15 protein-coding genes are annotated in these 16,536 nt (G+C 64.2%); 4 read left to right on the forward strand and 11 right to left on the reverse strand.

Annotation, left to right across the window (positions count from 1 at the left end; translation table 11 throughout):
• The first annotated feature begins 97 nt into the window (after positions 1-97).
• Positions 98-1,495: an ATP-binding protein gene (locus B7X65_RS15690; RefSeq protein ID WP_293595232.1), complete on the forward strand. Its 1,398-nt coding sequence runs from the start codon at positions 98-100 to the stop codon at positions 1,493-1,495.
• A gap of 192 nt (positions 1,496-1,687) precedes the next feature.
• Here B7X65_RS15690 and ispF read toward each other — a convergent pair whose 3' ends face one another.
• Positions 1,688-2,212 carry a 2-C-methyl-D-erythritol 2,4-cyclodiphosphate synthase gene (gene ispF, locus B7X65_RS15695; protein ID WP_293595233.1) on the reverse strand — a complete coding sequence of 175 codons (525 nt, stop codon included), beginning with the start codon at positions 2,210-2,212 and terminating at the stop codon, positions 1,688-1,690.
• Positions 2,187-3,011: a 2-C-methyl-D-erythritol 4-phosphate cytidylyltransferase gene (gene ispD / locus B7X65_RS15700; protein WP_293595234.1), complete on the reverse strand. Its 825-nt coding sequence runs from the start codon at positions 3,009-3,011 to the stop codon at positions 2,187-2,189. Before ispD ends, ispF begins: the two co-directional genes overlap by 26 nt.
• A 127-nt stretch (positions 3,012-3,138) precedes the next feature.
• Between ispD and mfd the strand changes: the two genes are divergently transcribed.
• Positions 3,139-6,609 carry a transcription-repair coupling factor gene (gene mfd / locus B7X65_RS15705; RefSeq protein ID WP_293595235.1) on the forward strand — a complete coding sequence of 1,157 codons (3,471 nt, stop codon included), beginning with the start codon at positions 3,139-3,141 and terminating at the stop codon, positions 6,607-6,609.
• Entirely contained in the window at positions 6,606-7,349 is a 744-nt protein-coding gene (gene serB, locus B7X65_RS15710; protein ID WP_293595236.1) for a phosphoserine phosphatase SerB, read from the forward strand. Before mfd ends, serB begins: the two co-directional genes overlap by 4 nt.
• 141 nt (positions 7,350-7,490) lie before the next feature.
• Here the strand turns inward: serB and B7X65_RS15715 are convergent, their stop codons facing one another.
• Positions 7,491-10,301, reverse strand: a complete 2,811-nt coding sequence (locus B7X65_RS15715) for a 7TM diverse intracellular signaling domain-containing protein (RefSeq protein WP_293595237.1) — start codon at positions 10,299-10,301, stop codon at positions 7,491-7,493.
• 133 nt (positions 10,302-10,434) lie between these two features.
• Here B7X65_RS15715 and B7X65_RS15720 point away from each other — a divergent pair, with 133 nt between their 5' ends.
• On the forward strand, positions 10,435-10,764 hold the full coding sequence (locus B7X65_RS15720; protein ID WP_293595238.1) for a cupin domain-containing protein: 330 nt from the start codon (positions 10,435-10,437) through the stop codon (positions 10,762-10,764).
• Between the two features lie 231 nt (positions 10,765-10,995).
• Here the strand turns inward: B7X65_RS15720 and B7X65_RS15725 are convergent, their stop codons facing one another.
• The 8 genes from B7X65_RS15725 to B7X65_RS15760 form a co-directional block, all read right to left on the reverse strand.
• The gene (locus B7X65_RS15725) at positions 10,996-11,172 is read right to left on the reverse strand and encodes a hypothetical protein (protein ID WP_293595239.1); all 177 of its coding nucleotides are present in this window, start codon (positions 11,170-11,172) and stop codon (positions 10,996-10,998) included.
• A 318-nt stretch (positions 11,173-11,490) separates the two neighbouring features.
• Positions 11,491-11,691, reverse strand: a complete 201-nt coding sequence (locus B7X65_RS15730; protein ID WP_293595240.1) for a hypothetical protein — start codon at positions 11,689-11,691, stop codon at positions 11,491-11,493.
• Between the two features lie 180 nt (positions 11,692-11,871).
• Entirely contained in the window at positions 11,872-12,048 is a 177-nt protein-coding gene (locus tag B7X65_RS15735) for a hypothetical protein (RefSeq protein ID WP_293595241.1), read from the reverse strand.
• Positions 12,049-12,252: 204 nt separating this feature from the next.
• On the reverse strand, positions 12,253-12,849 hold the full coding sequence (locus B7X65_RS15740) for a CDP-alcohol phosphatidyltransferase family protein (RefSeq protein WP_293595291.1): 597 nt from the start codon (positions 12,847-12,849) through the stop codon (positions 12,253-12,255).
• 74 nt (positions 12,850-12,923) lie between these two features.
• Positions 12,924-13,418 (reverse strand): hypothetical protein, encoded by a 495-nt coding sequence (locus B7X65_RS15745; protein ID WP_293595242.1) that lies wholly within the window; start codon positions 13,416-13,418, stop codon positions 12,924-12,926.
• Between the two features lie 186 nt (positions 13,419-13,604).
• Positions 13,605-14,393, reverse strand: a complete 789-nt coding sequence (locus tag B7X65_RS15750; RefSeq protein ID WP_293595243.1) for a DUF2726 domain-containing protein — start codon at positions 14,391-14,393, stop codon at positions 13,605-13,607.
• A gap of 528 nt (positions 14,394-14,921) precedes the next feature.
• The gene (locus B7X65_RS15755) at positions 14,922-15,539 is read right to left on the reverse strand and encodes a S24 family peptidase (protein WP_293595244.1); all 618 of its coding nucleotides are present in this window, start codon (positions 15,537-15,539) and stop codon (positions 14,922-14,924) included.
• Positions 15,540-15,843: 304 nt separating this feature from the next.
• A complete protein-coding gene (locus B7X65_RS15760) occupies positions 15,844-16,476 on the reverse strand; it encodes an FHA domain-containing protein (RefSeq protein ID WP_293595245.1) in 633 nt (210 codons plus the stop codon).
• Between the last annotated feature and the right edge of the window lie 60 nt (positions 16,477-16,536).

Consider the following 16,536-nt stretch of genomic DNA (forward strand, 5'->3'; position numbering starts at 1 on the left):
AAGCGCCACTTGCTGCCGGACGCCAGACTCCCCTCGGGCTGACCGGGCCGACCCACCTCTCCCGTTCTCCCGTTCTCCCGTTCTCCCGAGTCCCCGAATGCAAGGCACACGCGCCGCACACCTGGAAACTGCCCCCGCCGCACTGGAAACCGCACCGGCGCCGCTGGAGATGCGTCCGCGCGTCGGCCTGAGCCTGTTCTGGCGCACCTTCCTGTTCCTGTCGCTGCTGCTGATTGGCTGCATCATCGCCTGGCTGCAGACCTTCCGGGCGCTGGAGTTCGAGCCGCGTGCCGTGCAAAGCGCCAAACAACTCGCCTCGCTGGTCAACCTGAGCCGCGCGGCGCTGAAATACTCCGACGCCATCACCCGGGTCTGGCTGATCAAGACCCTGGCCGAGGAGGAAGGCGTGCGCATCTCGCCGCGCGAACCGCGCGACAAGTTCGAGCACTTTGTCAACGATCCCTTCAGCGAGCGTATTGGCGACGAACTGACGGCCCGCATGGGCGAAGGCACGGTGGTGGCCAAATCCGTCAACGGGCAACCAGGCCTGTGGGTCGGGTTCAAGATCGACGGCGACGCCTACTGGCTGCTGACCGACCCTTCGCGGCTGGGGCCCCTGCAGGGCGGCACCTGGCTGATCTGGCTGATCACGGCGGCCATCCTGTCGCTGGTCGGTGCCGCGCTGATTGCGCGCCTCATCAACCGGCCGCTCAAGCAGCTGTCGTTTGCGGCCAGCCGCATGCGCGACGGTGACTTCGACGCCAGCCTGCTCGACGAGCAGGTAGCGACCAGCGAGATCCGCGAGGTCAACATCGGGTTCAACCGCATGGCCGAGCAGCTCTCCAAAATCGAGGAAGACCGCGTCATCATGCTGGCCGGCATTTCGCACGACCTGCGCACCCCGCTGGCGCGGCTGCGGCTGGAAACAGAAATGAGCGTGGCCGATCCGGAGGCCAGGGCCCACATGGCCGCCGACATCACCCAGCTCGACGCCATCATCGACAAGTTCCTGGACTACGCCCGGCCCGACCCGCCGCAACTGGCGTCGGTGTCGCTCAATGCCATCATCGAGGCGGCCGTCTATTCGGTGGGCGAATACGCCGACATGCGTGTCAATGTGTCGCTGCCGGGCCAGATTGTGGTGCTGGCCGACGAGGTCGAACTGTCCCGCGTGATTTCCAACCTGCTGGAAAACGCGCGGCGTTATGGCAAGACGCCGGAGACCGGCATCGCCATGGTCGACATTGCAGCCAAGGAACGCGACCAGTGGGTGCTCATCAAGGTGCGCGACCACGGCACCGGCGTCGCGCCGCAGGCCCTGAACAACCTGACCAAACCCTTTTTCCGCGGCGACGCGGCCCGCACGGCGGCCACCGGGGCCGGGCTGGGCCTGGCGATTGTCGAGCGAACCCTGCACCGCATGGGCGGCGTGTTCGCGCTGGCCAACACCAGTTCGGGCGGACTGGCTGCGCACATCAAGTTAAGGAGGGGTTGACCCCCACGCCTGTCTGCCCCCTCTCCCCCCCGGGAGAGGGTTGGGGTGAGGGCCCGCGCCTCGCAAGACCCGCTCGGCCAGGGGTGGCACACGCTGTAGCCCTCACCCCTGCCCTCTCCCAAGGGGAGAGGGAGTCGGCCACCTGTGAATGAAACAGGGTTCCAGCCCTTTTCGGGCGGTCGCAAGCAGCTACTAAAACAATAGCACCACAGCACGCGCTTCGATGCTCAACCCCTGCCCCACCGGCCCCAGCTTCTCGGCCGTCTTGGCTTTCACGTTGACCCGGCCGGCCTCCAGGCCCAGGGTTTGTGCGATGCGCTCGCGCATGGCCGGAATGTGGCTGGCCAGCTTCGGCGCCTGCGCGATCACGGTACTGTCGATGTTGCCGATGCGAAGTCCGCGTTCAGCCAGCAGGCGACCGGTCTCGCGCAGCAGCAGCACCGAATCCGCGCCCTTGAAGCGAACATCGGTGTCGGGGAAATGGCTGCCGATGTCGCCGAGCCCGGCGGCGCCCAGCAGCGCGTCGATGATCGCGTGGATCAGCACGTCCGCATCCGAGTGGCCCAGCAGACCGGTGCTGTGCGGCATGGTCACGCCGCCAATGATCAGCTTGCGGCCCGGCACCAGCGCGTGCGTATCCCAGCCTTCACCGATGCGGAATGGAGCCCCAACGCTCTCCCCACGTTTGGAGTCAGCTGGGTTCGGTGCTGGTGTCATCAGATAAAACTTTCTGTGCAGCTTTCGGTGCGGCGGGTTTGCGCACCCGCGGCTTGGCCGGCGTCCGGCTTTTGATCAGGGCTTCGGCCAGCAAGAAATCTTCCGGCCAGGTGACCTTGAAGTTGTGGGCACTGCCGCGCACCAGCTGCGGCGCCACGCCGGCCGCTTCCATGGCACTGGCTTCGTCAGTCACCGGCTCGCCCAGGGTTTGCGCCATCTTCAGGGCCTGCGTCAGGGCGCCCAGACGGAACATCTGCGGCGTTTGGGCCAGCCATTTGTCCGAGCGGTCCACGGTGGCGACCACGCGTTCGTCCCGGCCCTGCTTGAGCGTGTCGGGTACCGGCTGGGCCAGCAGGCCGCCCACCGGGTCGCAGTGGCAGGCGTCGATCAGGCGGTCGATCAGCGCGGGCGTAACCAGGCAACGCGCGGCATCGTGGACCAGCACCCAGTCATCGAGTTCGGCGCCGCTGGCGGCCAGTTGCTCCAGCCCATTGAGCACACTGGCGGCGCGTGTGGCGCCGCCGCAGGGCGCCACCTCATAGCCGGTGGCGGTCTGCCCGCTGAAAAAATCGTCGCCAGGCGCCACCACCACGAGGCAGGAATCAATGCGCGCCACCGCGGCAAAAGCCTGCAGTGTGTGCCGCACCATGGGCAGGCCGGCTATCGGCTGGTACTGCTTGGGCAAGGCCGCGGCTGCGCCCTGTGCCGCGTTGTCACCCATGGCGCGCATGCCCTGACCCGCGCATGGAATCAGCGCAAAAAAGCGGGGAACCAGGGATTTCGGCGGGATCGGCGTCATGGCTTGATCATAGATTCTAAAATCGGGGCGTCAAAGGCCAGCCAGGGCCGTTCACACCCCACTCTGCACCGTTTGGGGTGTTTTCCTTTTTTCCGCCGCTTTCCTGTTACCTTATTCCGACTGTTTCATGGATCTACCCAAACTGCTCCCTGGCAAACGCTACACCCTGCCGCAACCCGCTGGTTCCGCCGATGCCCTGTTGCTGGCGCAGCTGGGCCTGAGGGAAAAAGCGGCCGGCCGGCTCACGGCCATCGTCACGGCGGACGCCGCCACCGCGCAACGCCTGCTCGACGAACTGGCGTTTTTTGCACCGGCCCTGCGCTGCGCCCTGTTTCCCGACTGGGAAACCCTGCCCTACGACACCTTCTCGCCGCACCAGGACCTCATCAGTGAACGCCTGGCCACCCTGTGGCGCATCAGCCAGCACGACAAGGAGACCGGCGCCGACGTGGTCATCGTGCCGGCCACCACGGCGCTGTACCGCCTGGCGCCGCCGTCCTTCCTGGCCGGCTACACCTTTCATTTCAAAGTCAAGCAAAAGCTCGATGAGGCCAAACTCAAGAGCCAGCTGACCCTGGCCGGCTACACCCACGTCTCGCAGGTGGTCAGCCCCGGCGAATACGCGGTGCGCGGCGGCCTGATCGACCTGTTTCCCATGGGCTCGGCCGTGCCCTACCGCGTGGACCTGTTCGACGACGAGATCGACTCCATCCGTACCTTCGACCCCGACAGCCAGCGCAGCCTGTACCCGGTGCCTGAAGTGCGGCTGCTGCCGGGCCGCGAGTTCCCGATGGACGACGAGGCGCGCACCAAGTTCAGGAACCGCTGGCGCGAACTGCTGGACGGCGATCCGACCAAGAGCCGCATCTACAAGGACATAGGCAACGGCGTGGCGACGGCCGGCATCGAGTACTACCTGCCGCTGTTTTTCGACGACACGGCGACCGTGTTCGACTACCTCGGCAGCGACGCCACCGTGGTGCTGCACGGCGACCTGGAGCCGGCCTTCCAGCGTTTCTGGCAGGACACCAAGGACCGCTACCGCCTGGTACGCGATGCGCCGGACCGCCCGGCCCTGCCGCCGGAAGCGCTGTTCCTCGGCACCGAGCAGTTTTACGCACGCGCGAACGAATATGCGCAGCTGGCCATCCGCCCGGCGGTCGAGGACGTGGCCGACAACGCGAACTTCCAGAAACTCGGCGAGATGTCGGTGGTGCGCGGCGCGGAAGATCCGCTCGCACGGCTGAAGGCACACATCCGCAACACGCCGCAGCGGGTGCTGCTGCTGGCCGAAAGCGACGGCCGGCGCGAAAGCCTGCTCGACTTCCTGCGCGCCAGCAGTGTCAGTCCGCCGGCCTTTGATTCGCTGGAAGACTTCCAGCACAGCAGCGAAAAACTCGGCATTGCCACCGCGGCCCTGAACACCGGCTTCAGCTGGCTGGCCGGTGACATTGACTTCGTCACGGAAACCGAGCTGTTTGCCGCAGGTGTCGTCACCCGGCGGCGCAACCGCAAGCAGGAACAGGTCAGCGATGTCGAGGCACTGATCAAGGACCTGTCCGAGCTCAATGTCGGCGACCCCGTGGTGCACAGCGCCCACGGCATAGGCCGCTACAAGGGCCTGGTCAACATGGACCTGGGCCAGGGCAACACCGAGTTTTTGCACCTGCAGTACGCCGACGACGCGACGCTGTATGTGCCGGTCAGCCAGCTGCAGCAGATCAGCCGCTACACCGGCGTCAGCGCCGACGAGGCCCCGCTGCACCGCCTGGGCAGCGGCCAGTGGGAAAAGGCCAAACGCAAGGCCGCCGAACAGGTGCGCGACTCGGCCGCCGAGCTGCTCAACATCTACGCCCGCCGCGCCGCGCGCGAAGGCCACGCCTTCCGCTATTCGCCCGACGACTATGAAAGTTTTGCCAACGACTTCGGCTTCGAGGAAACCGCCGACCAGCGCGCCGCCATCCACGCCGTGATCCAGGACATGATCAGCCCGCGCCCCATGGATCGCCTGGTCTGCGGCGATGTCGGTTTCGGCAAGACCGAGGTGGCGCTGCGCGCGGCCTTCATTGCGATCACCGGCGGCAAGCAGGTCGCGCTGCTGGCGCCCACCACCCTGCTGGCCGAGCAGCATTACCAGACGCTGGTCGACCGCTTCGCCAAATGGCCGGTCAAGGTCGCCGAGATGAGCCGCTTCCGCTCAGGCAAGGAAATCACCGCCGCGATCAAGGGCATCGCCGACGGCAGCATCGACATCGTGGTCGGCACGCACAAGCTGCTGAGCCAGGACGTGAAGTTCCAGCGTCTGGGCCTGCTCATCATCGACGAGGAGCACCGCTTCGGCGTGCGCCACAAGGAGGCCATGAAGGCCATGCGCGCCGAGGTCGATGTGCTGACGCTGACCGCCACGCCGATTCCGCGAACCCTGGGCATGGCCCTCGAGGGCCTGCGCGACCTCAGCGTGATCGCCACCGCGCCGCAGCGCCGGCTGGCGATCAAGACCTTTGTGCGCAGCGAAAGCAACGGCGTGATCCGCGAGGCGGTGCTGCGCGAGCTCAAGCGCGGCGGTCAGGTCTACTTCCTGCACAACGAGGTCGAGACCATCCAGAACCGGCGCGAAAAACTCGAGGCCCTGCTGCCCGAGGCGCGCATCGCCGTGGCGCACGGCCAGATGCCGGAGCGCGAACTCGAAAAAGTCATGAAGGACTTTGTGGCGCAGCGCTACAACCTGCTGCTGTGCTCGACCATCATCGAGACCGGTATCGACGTGCCCAGTGCGAACACCATCGTGATGAGCCGCGCCGACAAGTTCGGCCTGGCGCAGTTGCACCAACTGCGCGGCCGCGTCGGGCGCAGCCACCACCAGGCTTATGCCTATCTGATGGTGCCCGACATCGAAGGCCTGACCAAACAGGCGAGCCAGCGGCTCGAAGCCATCCAGCAGATGGAAGAGCTCGGCTCGGGTTTCTATCTGGCCATGCACGACCTGGAGATACGCGGCACCGGCGAGGTGCTCGGCGAAAACCAGAGCGGCAACATGATGGAGATCGGCTTCCAGCTCTACAACGAGATGCTCAACGAGGCCGTGGCCTCGCTCAAAGCCGGGCGCGAGCCCGACCTGCTGGCGCCGCTCAATGTCAGCACCGAGATCAACCTGCATGCGCCGGCCCTGCTGCCGAGTGACTACTGCGGCGACGTGCATTTGCGCCTGTCGTTCTACAAGAAACTCGCGACCGCCAAAAATACCGACCAGATCGACAGCCTGCTCGAGGAAATCGTGGACCGCTTCGGCAAGCTGCCGGCGCAGGCGCAGACCCTGATCGACGTGCACCGCCTGCGCGTGATCGCCAAGCCTTACGGCGTGGTCAAGGTCGATGCGGCGCCCACCTTGATCAACATCACTTTCAGGAAGGACCCGCCCATCGATTCGATGGCCATCATGCACCTGATCCAGAAGAACAGACACATCAAGCTGGCCGGCAACGACAAGCTGCGCATCGAACGCGAACTCAAGGAACCCAAGGACCGGGCGCAAATGGTTCGCGACGTACTGAAATCACTCGGACAACCCAAAACCACCACGGAAGCCACGCCCGCATGACCCCTGCTGAAACCCTCCCAGGCCTAGCCGTCAAACTCACCACGCCCGACCTCAAACTCGGCGACTTCAAACTGATCGCCTTCGACATGGACTCGACGCTGATCAACATCGAGTGTGTCGATGAAATTGCCGACGCCGCCGACCGCAAGGCCGAAGTGTCCGCCATCACCGAAGCGGCCATGCGCGGTGAAATTGCCGACTACAAGGAAAGCCTGCGCCGGCGTGTGGCCCTGCTCAAGGGCGTCAGCGTCGACAGCATGGACGAGGTCTACCACCAGCGGCTCAAGCTCAACCCCGGCGCCGCCGAACTGGTGCATGCCTGCAAGGCGGCCGGCCTGAAGGTGCTGCTGGTCAGCGGGGGCTTCACCTTTTTCACCGACCGTGTGCGTGACGAGCTCGGTATCGACTACACGCGCTCGAACGTTCTGGAAATCGAGAACGGCCTGCTGACCGGCCGCATGGTGGACCAGCCCTGGGGGGACATCTGCGACGGCGAGGAAAAGAAAAAAATGCTGCTGCAAACCTGCGCCATGCTCGACATCGCTCCCGCCCAGGCCATCGCCATGGGCGACGGCGCCAACGACCTGCCCATGATGGGGGTGGCCGGCCTCTCGGTGGCCTACCACGCCAAGCCGAAGGTGCGCGAACAGGCCATGGTCGCCATCAACGAGGGCGGGCTCGACCGCCTGCTGGAAGTGTTCAGCCAGCCAGCCGGCACAGCGGCCCCGCAACAGGCCTGAAGCGGCTAGCCTATTGAGCGTTTCAAAACTCAGGACAGTCGGAACGCTCAATCCCTCACCCCGACCCTCTCCCAGAGGGCGAGGGTGAGAGCAGTCCAATTCACTGTCGTGTATTTGGAAAAAATCTATAGCCTGTTTGGGCTACAGCAGGGCGGGCTGAACCAGCGCGTCCTGTGTCTGGAGCCTCAACGGCAGGCGCACCGTGAAACAGGTGCCTGAACCGGCCGGGCCCACCAGGCTGCTGACTTCAATCGTGCCACCGTACAGGTCCACCGCGTTCTTGACAATGGCCAGGCCCAGGCCGGTGCCGGGAATGGCGCCGACATTGCTGGCGCGGTGAAAGGACTCGAACAGGTGGGTGATTTCATCGGCGGGAATGCCGATGCCGTTGTCCGACACTTCCAGCACCAGTTGCCGGTCCGCCAGAAAAACTCGGCACAGCACCACCCCGCCCAGCGGCGAATACTTGACGGCGTTGGACAGCAGGTTGCCCAGGATGTGCCTGAGCAGTTTTTCGTCGTGCAGCCCCGCCCCACCGTCGGCCGCAAACAGCAGGCGCAGCTCGCACGGGCTGCCAGGGTGCAGCGCGCGCGCCTCCTGCACCAGCTGCTGGCAGAGTTTTTCGAGGTCCAGGGGCCGCGGTTCGAACTCCAGCATCTGCGCCTCGGCCTTGCCGATCAGCAGCACGCGGTCGAGCATGCGGGTCATGCGTTGCACACTGGCCGCAATGGTGTCGAGCACTTCCGCCTTCTCGGTGGCGGGCAGGCGCTCACCATAATGTTTGAGGATTTCCCCCGACGACAGGATGCTGGCCAGCGGCGTGCGGAACTCGTGACTGGTCATGGCCACAAAACGGCTGCGCAGTTCGTTGAGTTCCCGCTGCCGCTCCAGCGCCTCGCGCGTGTCCTGTTCCGATTTCTTGCGCTCGGTGATATCCAGGAAAGTCCAGATCACCCCGGCCTCCGGCTCAAGCGGCCGCAGGCAGTTGCCGCCCGCCTCCACCCAGAAAAGCTCGCCGTTGCGCCGCTGAAACTGCTGCTCGCAGGTGTAGCTGCCGGTGCCTCTCAGGGCTTCGCGCGCACGCTGCCCGAAGTTTTCCCACGCGGCTGCGTCCGTGTGCAGTCGCAGGGCCGACTGGCCGATCAGGTCCTCGCGCGGATAGCCCATCATCTCGGCGAACTTGGCGTTGACCCACTCCAGCCTGCGCGACACGGACAGCACAATGCCCACCAGCGCGCTGTTCAGGATGGCTTCCCGCTCCGACGAGGTACGTATCAGCTCAGCTTCCAGCTCCTTGCGCCGGGTGATGTCCGTCATCACCCACACCGTGCCCTGCGTCAGGTCGCGCGGGCTGACGGCCTTGCCGGACAGCGAAATCCAGATGTGTGAACCGGTGTACTGGCGGACCTGGATCTCGGTTTCGTAAGCCCGGCCCTCCCGGATGCAGGCTGCCACCTCGCCCCCGACGCGCAGGTAGTCCGCGCGCGACAGGTAAAACGGCTCCATCGAGGTCAGTGGCTGGTCGCCGGCGGCAAAAATTTCGAGCATGGCCTGGTTGGCCCAGCGAAAGCGCCCTTCCGGCGTCAGAAACGCAATGCCGACGATGGAGTTGGCCAGTATGGTTTCGCGCTCCTGCAGCACCGCGCGGTAACGCTCCTGCGACTGGCGCAGGGCTTCGACCGTGGCCTGGTCGGCCTGGCTGGCGGCCTGGGCCTGTTCTTTTTCGGCCAGCGCTACATTGATGCGGTCGGCCAGCGCAAACGAAAGCAGCACCATCTCGAGCGCCGAACCGATCAGCAGGGCATTGGAGGTCAGCAGGTTGGTCGGCAGGATGCCCGTGTTGTGGAGCACAAAGGTCGCCACCCCCAACAACAACACCGCCCACGCCGTCAGGAAATAACGTGCGCCGGGAAATTTCTGCAGCATGCTGAACACGCCGGCCAGCACAACCACGGGAACACTGACGACAGCCAGCCCGGTCACCATCCACGTCGAAACCGTGTAGGGCAGCAGCAGCGCGACCAGCAGCGCCAGCAGCCAGGCGCCGGTCAGGGCCAGCATCACGCGGTTGATGCGCGGCATGCGCACGGCACTGTTGAGGAAGTTGCGTGCGAACAGGAGCCCGAAAGCGGCCGCCGTGGCCATGCCCACCGGCGGCGACACACCGTTCCACCAGGTCTGTCCAGGCCAGAGCAACTGCCCGCCCAGTCCCGTCAACGCGGCCTGCGACACGGCCATGCCACCGACAAAACCGACATAAATCAGGTAGGCCCGGTCGCGCACCGAAAAATACAGCAGCAGGTTGTACAGCAGCAGACCGATCAGCAGGCCAAAGTAGAGGGCGAGCAGCGCGTACTCCCGCTGGTCGTGCTGCCACAGTGCCCCGGCCTGCCACAGGTGGGTCGGAACCGACAGCGTTCCCTGCGACTGCACACGAAGGTAAAGCGTGGTTCCAGCGCCGGGCTGCAGCATCACCGGCAACACATGGTTGCGGTGCGGCACGGCCCGGCTGGCAAAGGGCAACAGGTCCCCGCCGCGCTGGTGTTCAAACCCTCCGCGGGGAGTCGCCGTGTAAAGGTCCAGCTGGTCGATCGCCGGATAGGCGACCTCCAGCAGCCACGGCGCCGGTGTATCGGTCTGCGCCTGCAACGTGATGCGCAGCCAGAAGGCCGACGAGGTCAGGCCGAAGTTGGTGGCTGACCCGCTCTGGGCCACCGTTTTGAAGCGCGCCTGCTGCGCCGGCTGCAGCACCTCGTCCAGCGACAGCTGGCCCCCTGGGTCTTCCAGCACCATGAAGGCGCGGGACAGAGTGTAGCTGCCCTGCTGGCCGATCATCAGCGCGCCGTCCTGTGCATGCAGCAGCGGGGAGATCAGCAGCGCCAGCATCAGCGGGAAACCGCGCAACCACGCACGCGGGCGGACAAGGAATCGGAAGCAAGGGAGGTCAGGCATGAGCGTGGCGGAAAGCCCCTTTTTGGCGCCCATTATCCACCGCACACGCGCCAGCGAGCGCTGGCGAATCCTGCCTATGGACAAAACCCCTGGGGCTGGTTAGTGTGACAACAGACCCCGAAGGAAATACACCATGGCCCTGGACCACGCGCAACCGCTCGACATCATCAATGTGCAGCCCCTCGCCGGCAAGCTGCAGGATGTCAAAACCCACAGCCTGCTCAAGACCGGGAAACTGCAGTTGATGCGCCTGGTGCTGGCGGCCGACCAGAGCGTGCCCGAACACCAGGTGCCGGGCGAAATCACCATCCAGTGCCTGGAGGGGCAAGCCGTGGTCAGCACCCCCGGACTGTCGCGCACGCTGGGTGCCGGTGAACTGATGGCCTTGTCCGGCGGCGAACCGCATGCGCTGAAAGCCACCACAGCCGCCTCGCTGCTGGTCACCATTTTGCTGAACCCATGAATCGCTGAAGCCAGGCGCCCGCGTCGCGAAGACCGGAATTCTTTGGAATGCTATTTATTTGATAGCTGCTTGCGCTTGCGGGAAAAAGGCTGCGAGGACTTTTTGGCAGAAACTGTGAACATGCGCCCCGCAAGCCCAGGCATTAGTCATCGAGCCTGCGGGAACGGCACGTCACGGACGGTTTTGGCCATGCAGTTGGCGAAGGTGCAGGCGCCGCCTCTGCAAAAAAGTCTAGTTCAACAGGCCGAACGCCAGCTGCAAGTGGGCCGCTTTCAGGCGCGCGTGGGCCGCGTCCAGCGCGGCGAAGGCCGCGTCGATGGCTCGCCGGTCGGGCACCGGTGCGCGCAGCAGCATCTCGTAGGTTGCCCGTAGAAAATCGTAGTCAGCCAGGGCAACGGTGGGACGCATGTGAGAAGTGGTGAGGGGTGCCTGCATTTCATCTCCGGCTTGCTGGATCCACAGTGCAGGGTCCGCTGATCCGGCCCCTTCGTGCCATTCATTGTGAGCAAGCCAGAGCACTGACGACATAGGTCAACTCAATCTCCGGTTGTCGGAGACCACCTACCCGCCAGCCATCGTGCGGCCACGGCGTCAGTCCAGGCGAATGTCGTCAAAGCAGTCCTGCACAGGGGGCTTTCAGCAGGTGACCGGTCGGCCGTGGCGTGGTGCCACGATTGCAGGCACCCGGGGATCAGCGGGTCATGGGCCACGGGCGCGCCAAGGCTGCTACAGCGGACGCAGATGGGTCGGTGGGTCGAAGTCGCCCATCGCCAGCTTGAAGCGGATATGGGCTTCATCCATGGCCACCATCGCGTCGTTGACCGCCTTGTAGTCGGGCGGGTCCATGCTCAGAAAACGCATGTAGTCAGCCCGCGCCTCGTCATAGTCGGCCAGGGCCTGCTGGGCTTTCGTGAGGGGAGCAGACATGGCCGGTTAAATGGCGGGCTGAACCGTACCGGGCTCTTCCGGATGCGCCGGGGCGGGCACGGGACCGAGGTCAGGCTCGACCGGAAATTCAACAGGCGCAGGCACGGTTTTGCCGCCAGGCGACAGGGGCTCACCATTTTCGGAAGGATGGGGGCGATGGGTGGCCGACATGGGGGGGGGTCAAAACGGAGCGATCCAGGCGTTCACCGGAACCTCCGCAGTAGCCAGGGCGACCACGGCGGCGATGCCCACGAACACCGCCAAAACATAAGCTACCAACGACCCCAGCACACGCCGGGGCGGTGTGCTGGAGAACCAGGCAGGCTGGTGATGGTGGGTGTCTGAATGGATGACCATGCTGTGATCTTCCATGCAACGCACCACTCCCGCCATAGGCGAAATCTGAAAAGCACTGTCAGCGCCGGCTGACAAGGCGAGCCCACGGCAAGCGCCACGTGCCGTTCATCGCTTCTTTTTTGATCGCTGCCTGCGCAATCCCCACAGGGGCTGGAGGCGGATTTGTCTGCATAGACAGTACCACCGGGCGGTGAAAACCTGGGACTAGAGCTTGGGAATACGCAGCGTCTTGCTCAGCATCAGGGTGCCGGACAACACAAACAGCAGCGACAAGGGATGCAACGCCCAGGGGCCAGCCATCCAGACACCGCCGTAGATCTGGTCACCCAGGCGGTCCTGCCAGGCCGCCACGGCCAGCAAGGCGGTCAGCAGCACGCTGGTCGGAATCGGTGTGCCCTCGAAATAGGCCACCTTGGCGGCTCCCGCCGACAGCGTTTCGGCCGTGACGTTGTACCGTGCCAGCCGGCTCACGCCGCAGCAGACGAAATAGATCAGCGCAATCCAGTCCCAGCCGCCACGCAGGCCCGCCGCAAACGCCAGTGCGGCCGGCGCCACCCCAAAGGAAATGATGTCCGCCAGCGAATCGAGCTCCCGCCCCAACGCCGAATGCTGGCTGCGCCAGCGCGCCACGCGTCCGTCGAGCACGTCAAAAATAAATGCGGCGGGCGCCATGGCCGCCGCCGTATAAAACCAGGCCTTGGCCCCCTCGACCGCATACAGCATGGCCAGGAAAACACCCGCAACGCCGCAGGCCGCATTACACAGCGTGAGGAAGTCAGCGAGGTGGAACTCCCGCAGCATGGAGAAATGTCTGGGCTTGTCAGTCAAGGGTGCCTGCTTTCATTGGGGGCATGTCGGAGGCAATTCTGCCGGACTTATTTCTGCGGGACGGGGACCGGGACCGGGACCAGCAGCACCGGCGCACTGGTCTGCGGCTCGATGCGAACCGATGTGGCGCCAGCCGGCACGACCACGGTTTCGACTTCGCGAATCACCCCGCCGCCGGCGACACTGCCGCTGGCGTTGCCATAGCCGATCACACGGGCTTGGCAAGCCGCGCGGTCTTCACCCGTGAGCGCTTCGCAGCGCAGGCGGGCGTTGGCTTCGAACTGGGCGCCGCTGTTGTCGAGCTTGCCGCTGCGTTTTTCGGCAGCGGCATTGTTCACTTCCCTGAGACAGGTGGCCTGGTCCTGCTGGGACCGGCCCTCCATACAGGCGGCGCGCTCCTTCTGCGTATTGCCCGAGGCGTCAATGCCCGTGGTGCCGGTCGCCGTGATGGGCGCCTGCGCCAGCGCAGCCCCCATCAGCAGGGACAGCCCCAAGCCGGCCCATGCGTTGCGCGCGCGAAATGTGGGGTTGGTTTTGATCATGTTGTTCTCCTGAACGGTGAAAGATGCCCCAGTCTAGGAAGACGGACGCACCCGACCTGAGGGAGATCACGCCCGCCGGACAGCGCCACGCACGCGACTGTCTGTAGGACGGGTCTTTCAGCGGCCGAAAAAAAAGGCGGCCATGGCCGCCTGGACAGGCTCTGGGGGGTAGCCCCTGCCAACGGATTACCTGGCGCGCGGGCCGTCGGCTGGCATGGTGAACGAGTCTTCCCATGCGGTCGCGAAACGACCCGGCTTGTCACTGGTCGTGAAGGACCCGGTGCCATCCGGGTTGAAGCCGACAGGGCGGCTCTTTTCCCGGGGGTCGGTGTCGGCAGCCTGTTTGTCCTTGAGCTCCTTGAGGGCGGCGGCCTTGGCGGCGCGCACCTTTTCACTGGTGAACTCGTCAAGCGCCGCATGAAAGCTGCTGTCGCCGCCACGGGTCTCCTCGGCTTCGGCCTCCGACATCGGAACCTCGCCCAAAAACGCCGCCCGCATGGCACCGCCCGCAGGCAGACTGCTGCTGCGCACCGTGGTGTAGCCGATGCCGCATTCCAGCAACAGGCTTTCCTTCATGTCCTTTTGCGCCCTGGTCAGGCCCCGTTTGCCTGGCACATCGACGCAGCCGACCACCTTGCCGTCCAGCGTGCAGACAGTGAAGCTGCAGTAAACACCCTCCAGCAACTCGTGCCAGTGCTGGTCCTTGTTTTCGGGCCGGTTTTTGGTACTCGGAATCGTGAAGCGCATGACCGGCACCTTGATCATCACCGCATGGTCCGCAAAAGCCGTACGCAGCCACTTCCACACCTCCTGCTCCTCGCTGGTCATCAGGCCGCGGGCATTGAGCAGCCAGCGCGCCGGCAACCGCAGCTTGCGCTCGACGCGGCGGCGTGACCAGCTCCAATGCGCCAGAATCCCCAGACCGACGCCCAGCAAAAGGCCCAGCGCGGTCATCAGCCATGTGGATAGGTTCACGGTATCTCCTTCTTGTGTGGGCACGCTGCCGGACGCAACCCTGCGCCTGGCAGCCAGCATAAATCACAAACACCCCGCCGGTCAAAACACGGCGTCCGGAACAGTTACCAAATGAAGCGCCGAAGCACCGCGCGCAGCGCTTTCGCAAGTGCTGCCGGCCACAGCTGAGCATCACTCAGGGGATGCCGCATTTCGTGTCCATCAGGAGCGACCTGCCCGCGCGTCGTGATGGGCCACTGGCTCGGGGCACTCATGCTGGAGGGCGCCGCGACGCAGATGCATTTTGTGAAGCAGGATGCTGGCGCCGGCCGCAGACGGCAGCAGCAAAGCGCATAAACCCAGGGGTTCCGTCAAATCATTGAACACGCGCCCACGCCCTCTTTCGGGGAGTCTAACCAAATCCCGGGAGAAAGATAACTTTTCTATCTAAAACAATTTATTTTTATCCAAAACACGCCAATCCCGTCCAAACGGACCCTGGTGGAACCCGGGCCGGTGGTAGTCAGCGGATTGCGCCAGTCGCCGGGGCTAGCGGAATTTTTTGGTGAATTCGCGCACGACGCCGATGATCTCGGCAGTGCCCAGGGGACGGATGGGGTAGCGCACATTGAGCGGCTTGAGGAACAGCTCGCCACCGTCCTTGATGAGCTGCTTGAAGGTCGTCTGGTTCTTGCCGTTGAGAGCGATCACATAGTCGCCCGGCACGGCCTGCATTTCGGGCTCCACAATCAGCAGGGAGCCTTCGGGGAAGGAGTCGAGGCTGTCGCCAACCATGCTGTCCCCCTGAACACGCAACGCAAAGGTGTGCCGCTTGATGGCAACGGTCACCGGCACCATTTCCAGCCCGTCCTTGGGACTGAAGTTGTCAATGACCGTGTAATTTCCGGCCTGTACTTCGGAGATCAGAGGCACTTCAGCCCTCACGTCAAAGCCCGGGCTGACGTTGGAACCGCCAGACATCAACTCGGCCACGGAAACGCCAAGCAGCTCTGCCACCCTGCGCTGGTTGGAACGTTTTGGCGCGGTGCCGCCTGGTCTTTCCCATTGTTGTACGGCCCCGCGGCTGACACCTGCAGCGTCAGCAAACTGCTGCTCGCTCATGCCCAGCCGCTTGCGGCCTTCCCTGATTAGTGTGTGAACGCTCATAGTCTATAGGTTAGGCCTCGGCCTCGATAGAAAATTTGTCTCTCGATAGATAATTTAGCGTTCACGCGGAACGCAGCTTCGGTGCTGATTGACCGTGAAAGGGCCTGAAACAGGCGCTGCGGCGGCGCCTTCCAAACAAGCTCTGTGCGTAGCCTGTTGTTCTTCTTCTTGATTCTTCTTGGTATTACTGAAGGATCTGGGTATGAAATTACATAAAAAAAGGTCTTCAAAACCCTGTCAGTCTTTTTTATTAATTGCTGAAAAGTATGAAATGCCACCCCAGAATGCCGCCCAAGACAGGACGCTAACTGTCCTTGAGCAAAAACTGCATGCTGGTTCCCGCCAGTTCCAGCACGTCGTTGTGGGCCAGCGGCACCGCATCGGCCCCTATCGGCTGGCCATTGAGCGTCGGCGGGACCTCACCCGCCATGTGGGCCACGTAGTAGCCGTAGCGCCGGTGGGAGACGGCCACGACGCTGACATCGGGCTTGCCGAAAGTGGTCACCGCCTTGACCACAGGCATCTCCAGTCCGGCCGAAGAGCCCGAGAGCACCTTGAAGCTGGCGTGCAGCGCGCCGCTCCCCCCCGGCGCGGCATGGCCATCGAGCTTCATCGCCGCGGTCTCGTGGTAGCCGGAATCCTCCGAAGCCGAGAGGTACTGGATCCTGAAGTTTCCGATGGCGATGATGTCGTTGTCATGCAGCAATTGCCGTGACTTGATCATCTTGCCGTTGATATAGGTGCCGTTGGTGCTGCCCAGATCTTCGACATACACATCGGCCAGGCCCTCCAGTTCAAATACGCAGTGCTCGCCGCTGACCACCAGGTTGTTGAACACAATGTCGTTGTGCGGCCGCCGGCCCAGCGTGGTCCGGTCCTTGTGCAGGTAGACATGCTTGATTTCGACACCCTCGACCGATGCAATCAATTGCGGCATAAGGCCTCCCGGCTGCGTCCAGACTGCCGCGGTGCGCCCTTTGCGCAACGGCCTGGCCAT

The sequence above is a fragment of the Polaromonas sp. 39-63-25 genome (assembly GCF_002278925.1).
Taxonomy (GTDB): Bacteria; Pseudomonadota; Gammaproteobacteria; order Burkholderiales; family Burkholderiaceae_C; genus Polaromonas.

Coding starts and splice junctions, on each gene's coding strand:
- B7X65_RS15730 (WP_293595240.1), bottom strand. CDS start 11,691: ATGTCTGCTCCCCTCACGAAAGCCCAGCAGGCCCTGGCCGACTATGAC.
- B7X65_RS15715 (WP_293595237.1), bottom strand. CDS start 10,301: ATGCCTGACCTCCCTTGCTTCCGATTCCTTGTCCGCCCGCGTGCGTGG.
- B7X65_RS15725 (WP_293595239.1), bottom strand. CDS start 11,172: ATGCGTCCCACCGTTGCCCTGGCTGACTACGATTTTCTACGGGCAACC.
- B7X65_RS15745 (WP_293595242.1), bottom strand. CDS start 13,418: ATGATCAAAACCAACCCCACATTTCGCGCGCGCAACGCATGGGCCGGC.
- B7X65_RS15760 (WP_293595245.1), bottom strand. CDS start 16,476: ATGCCGCAATTGATTGCATCGGTCGAGGGTGTCGAAATCAAGCATGTC.
- serB (WP_293595236.1), top strand. CDS start 6,606: ATGACCCCTGCTGAAACCCTCCCAGGCCTAGCCGTCAAACTCACCACG.
- ispF (WP_293595233.1), bottom strand. CDS start 2,212: ATGACACCAGCACCGAACCCAGCTGACTCCAAACGTGGGGAGAGCGTT.
- ispD (WP_293595234.1), bottom strand. CDS start 3,011: ATGACGCCGATCCCGCCGAAATCCCTGGTTCCCCGCTTTTTTGCGCTG.
- B7X65_RS15755 (WP_293595244.1), bottom strand. CDS start 15,539: ATGAGCGTTCACACACTAATCAGGGAAGGCCGCAAGCGGCTGGGCATG.
- mfd (WP_293595235.1), top strand. CDS start 3,139: ATGGATCTACCCAAACTGCTCCCTGGCAAACGCTACACCCTGCCGCAA.
- B7X65_RS15690 (WP_293595232.1), top strand. CDS start 98: ATGCAAGGCACACGCGCCGCACACCTGGAAACTGCCCCCGCCGCACTG.
- B7X65_RS15720 (WP_293595238.1), top strand. CDS start 10,435: ATGGCCCTGGACCACGCGCAACCGCTCGACATCATCAATGTGCAGCCC.
- B7X65_RS15735 (WP_293595241.1), bottom strand. CDS start 12,048: ATGGTCATCCATTCAGACACCCACCATCACCAGCCTGCCTGGTTCTCC.
- B7X65_RS15740 (WP_293595291.1), bottom strand. CDS start 12,849: ATGCTGCGGGAGTTCCACCTCGCTGACTTCCTCACGCTGTGTAATGCG.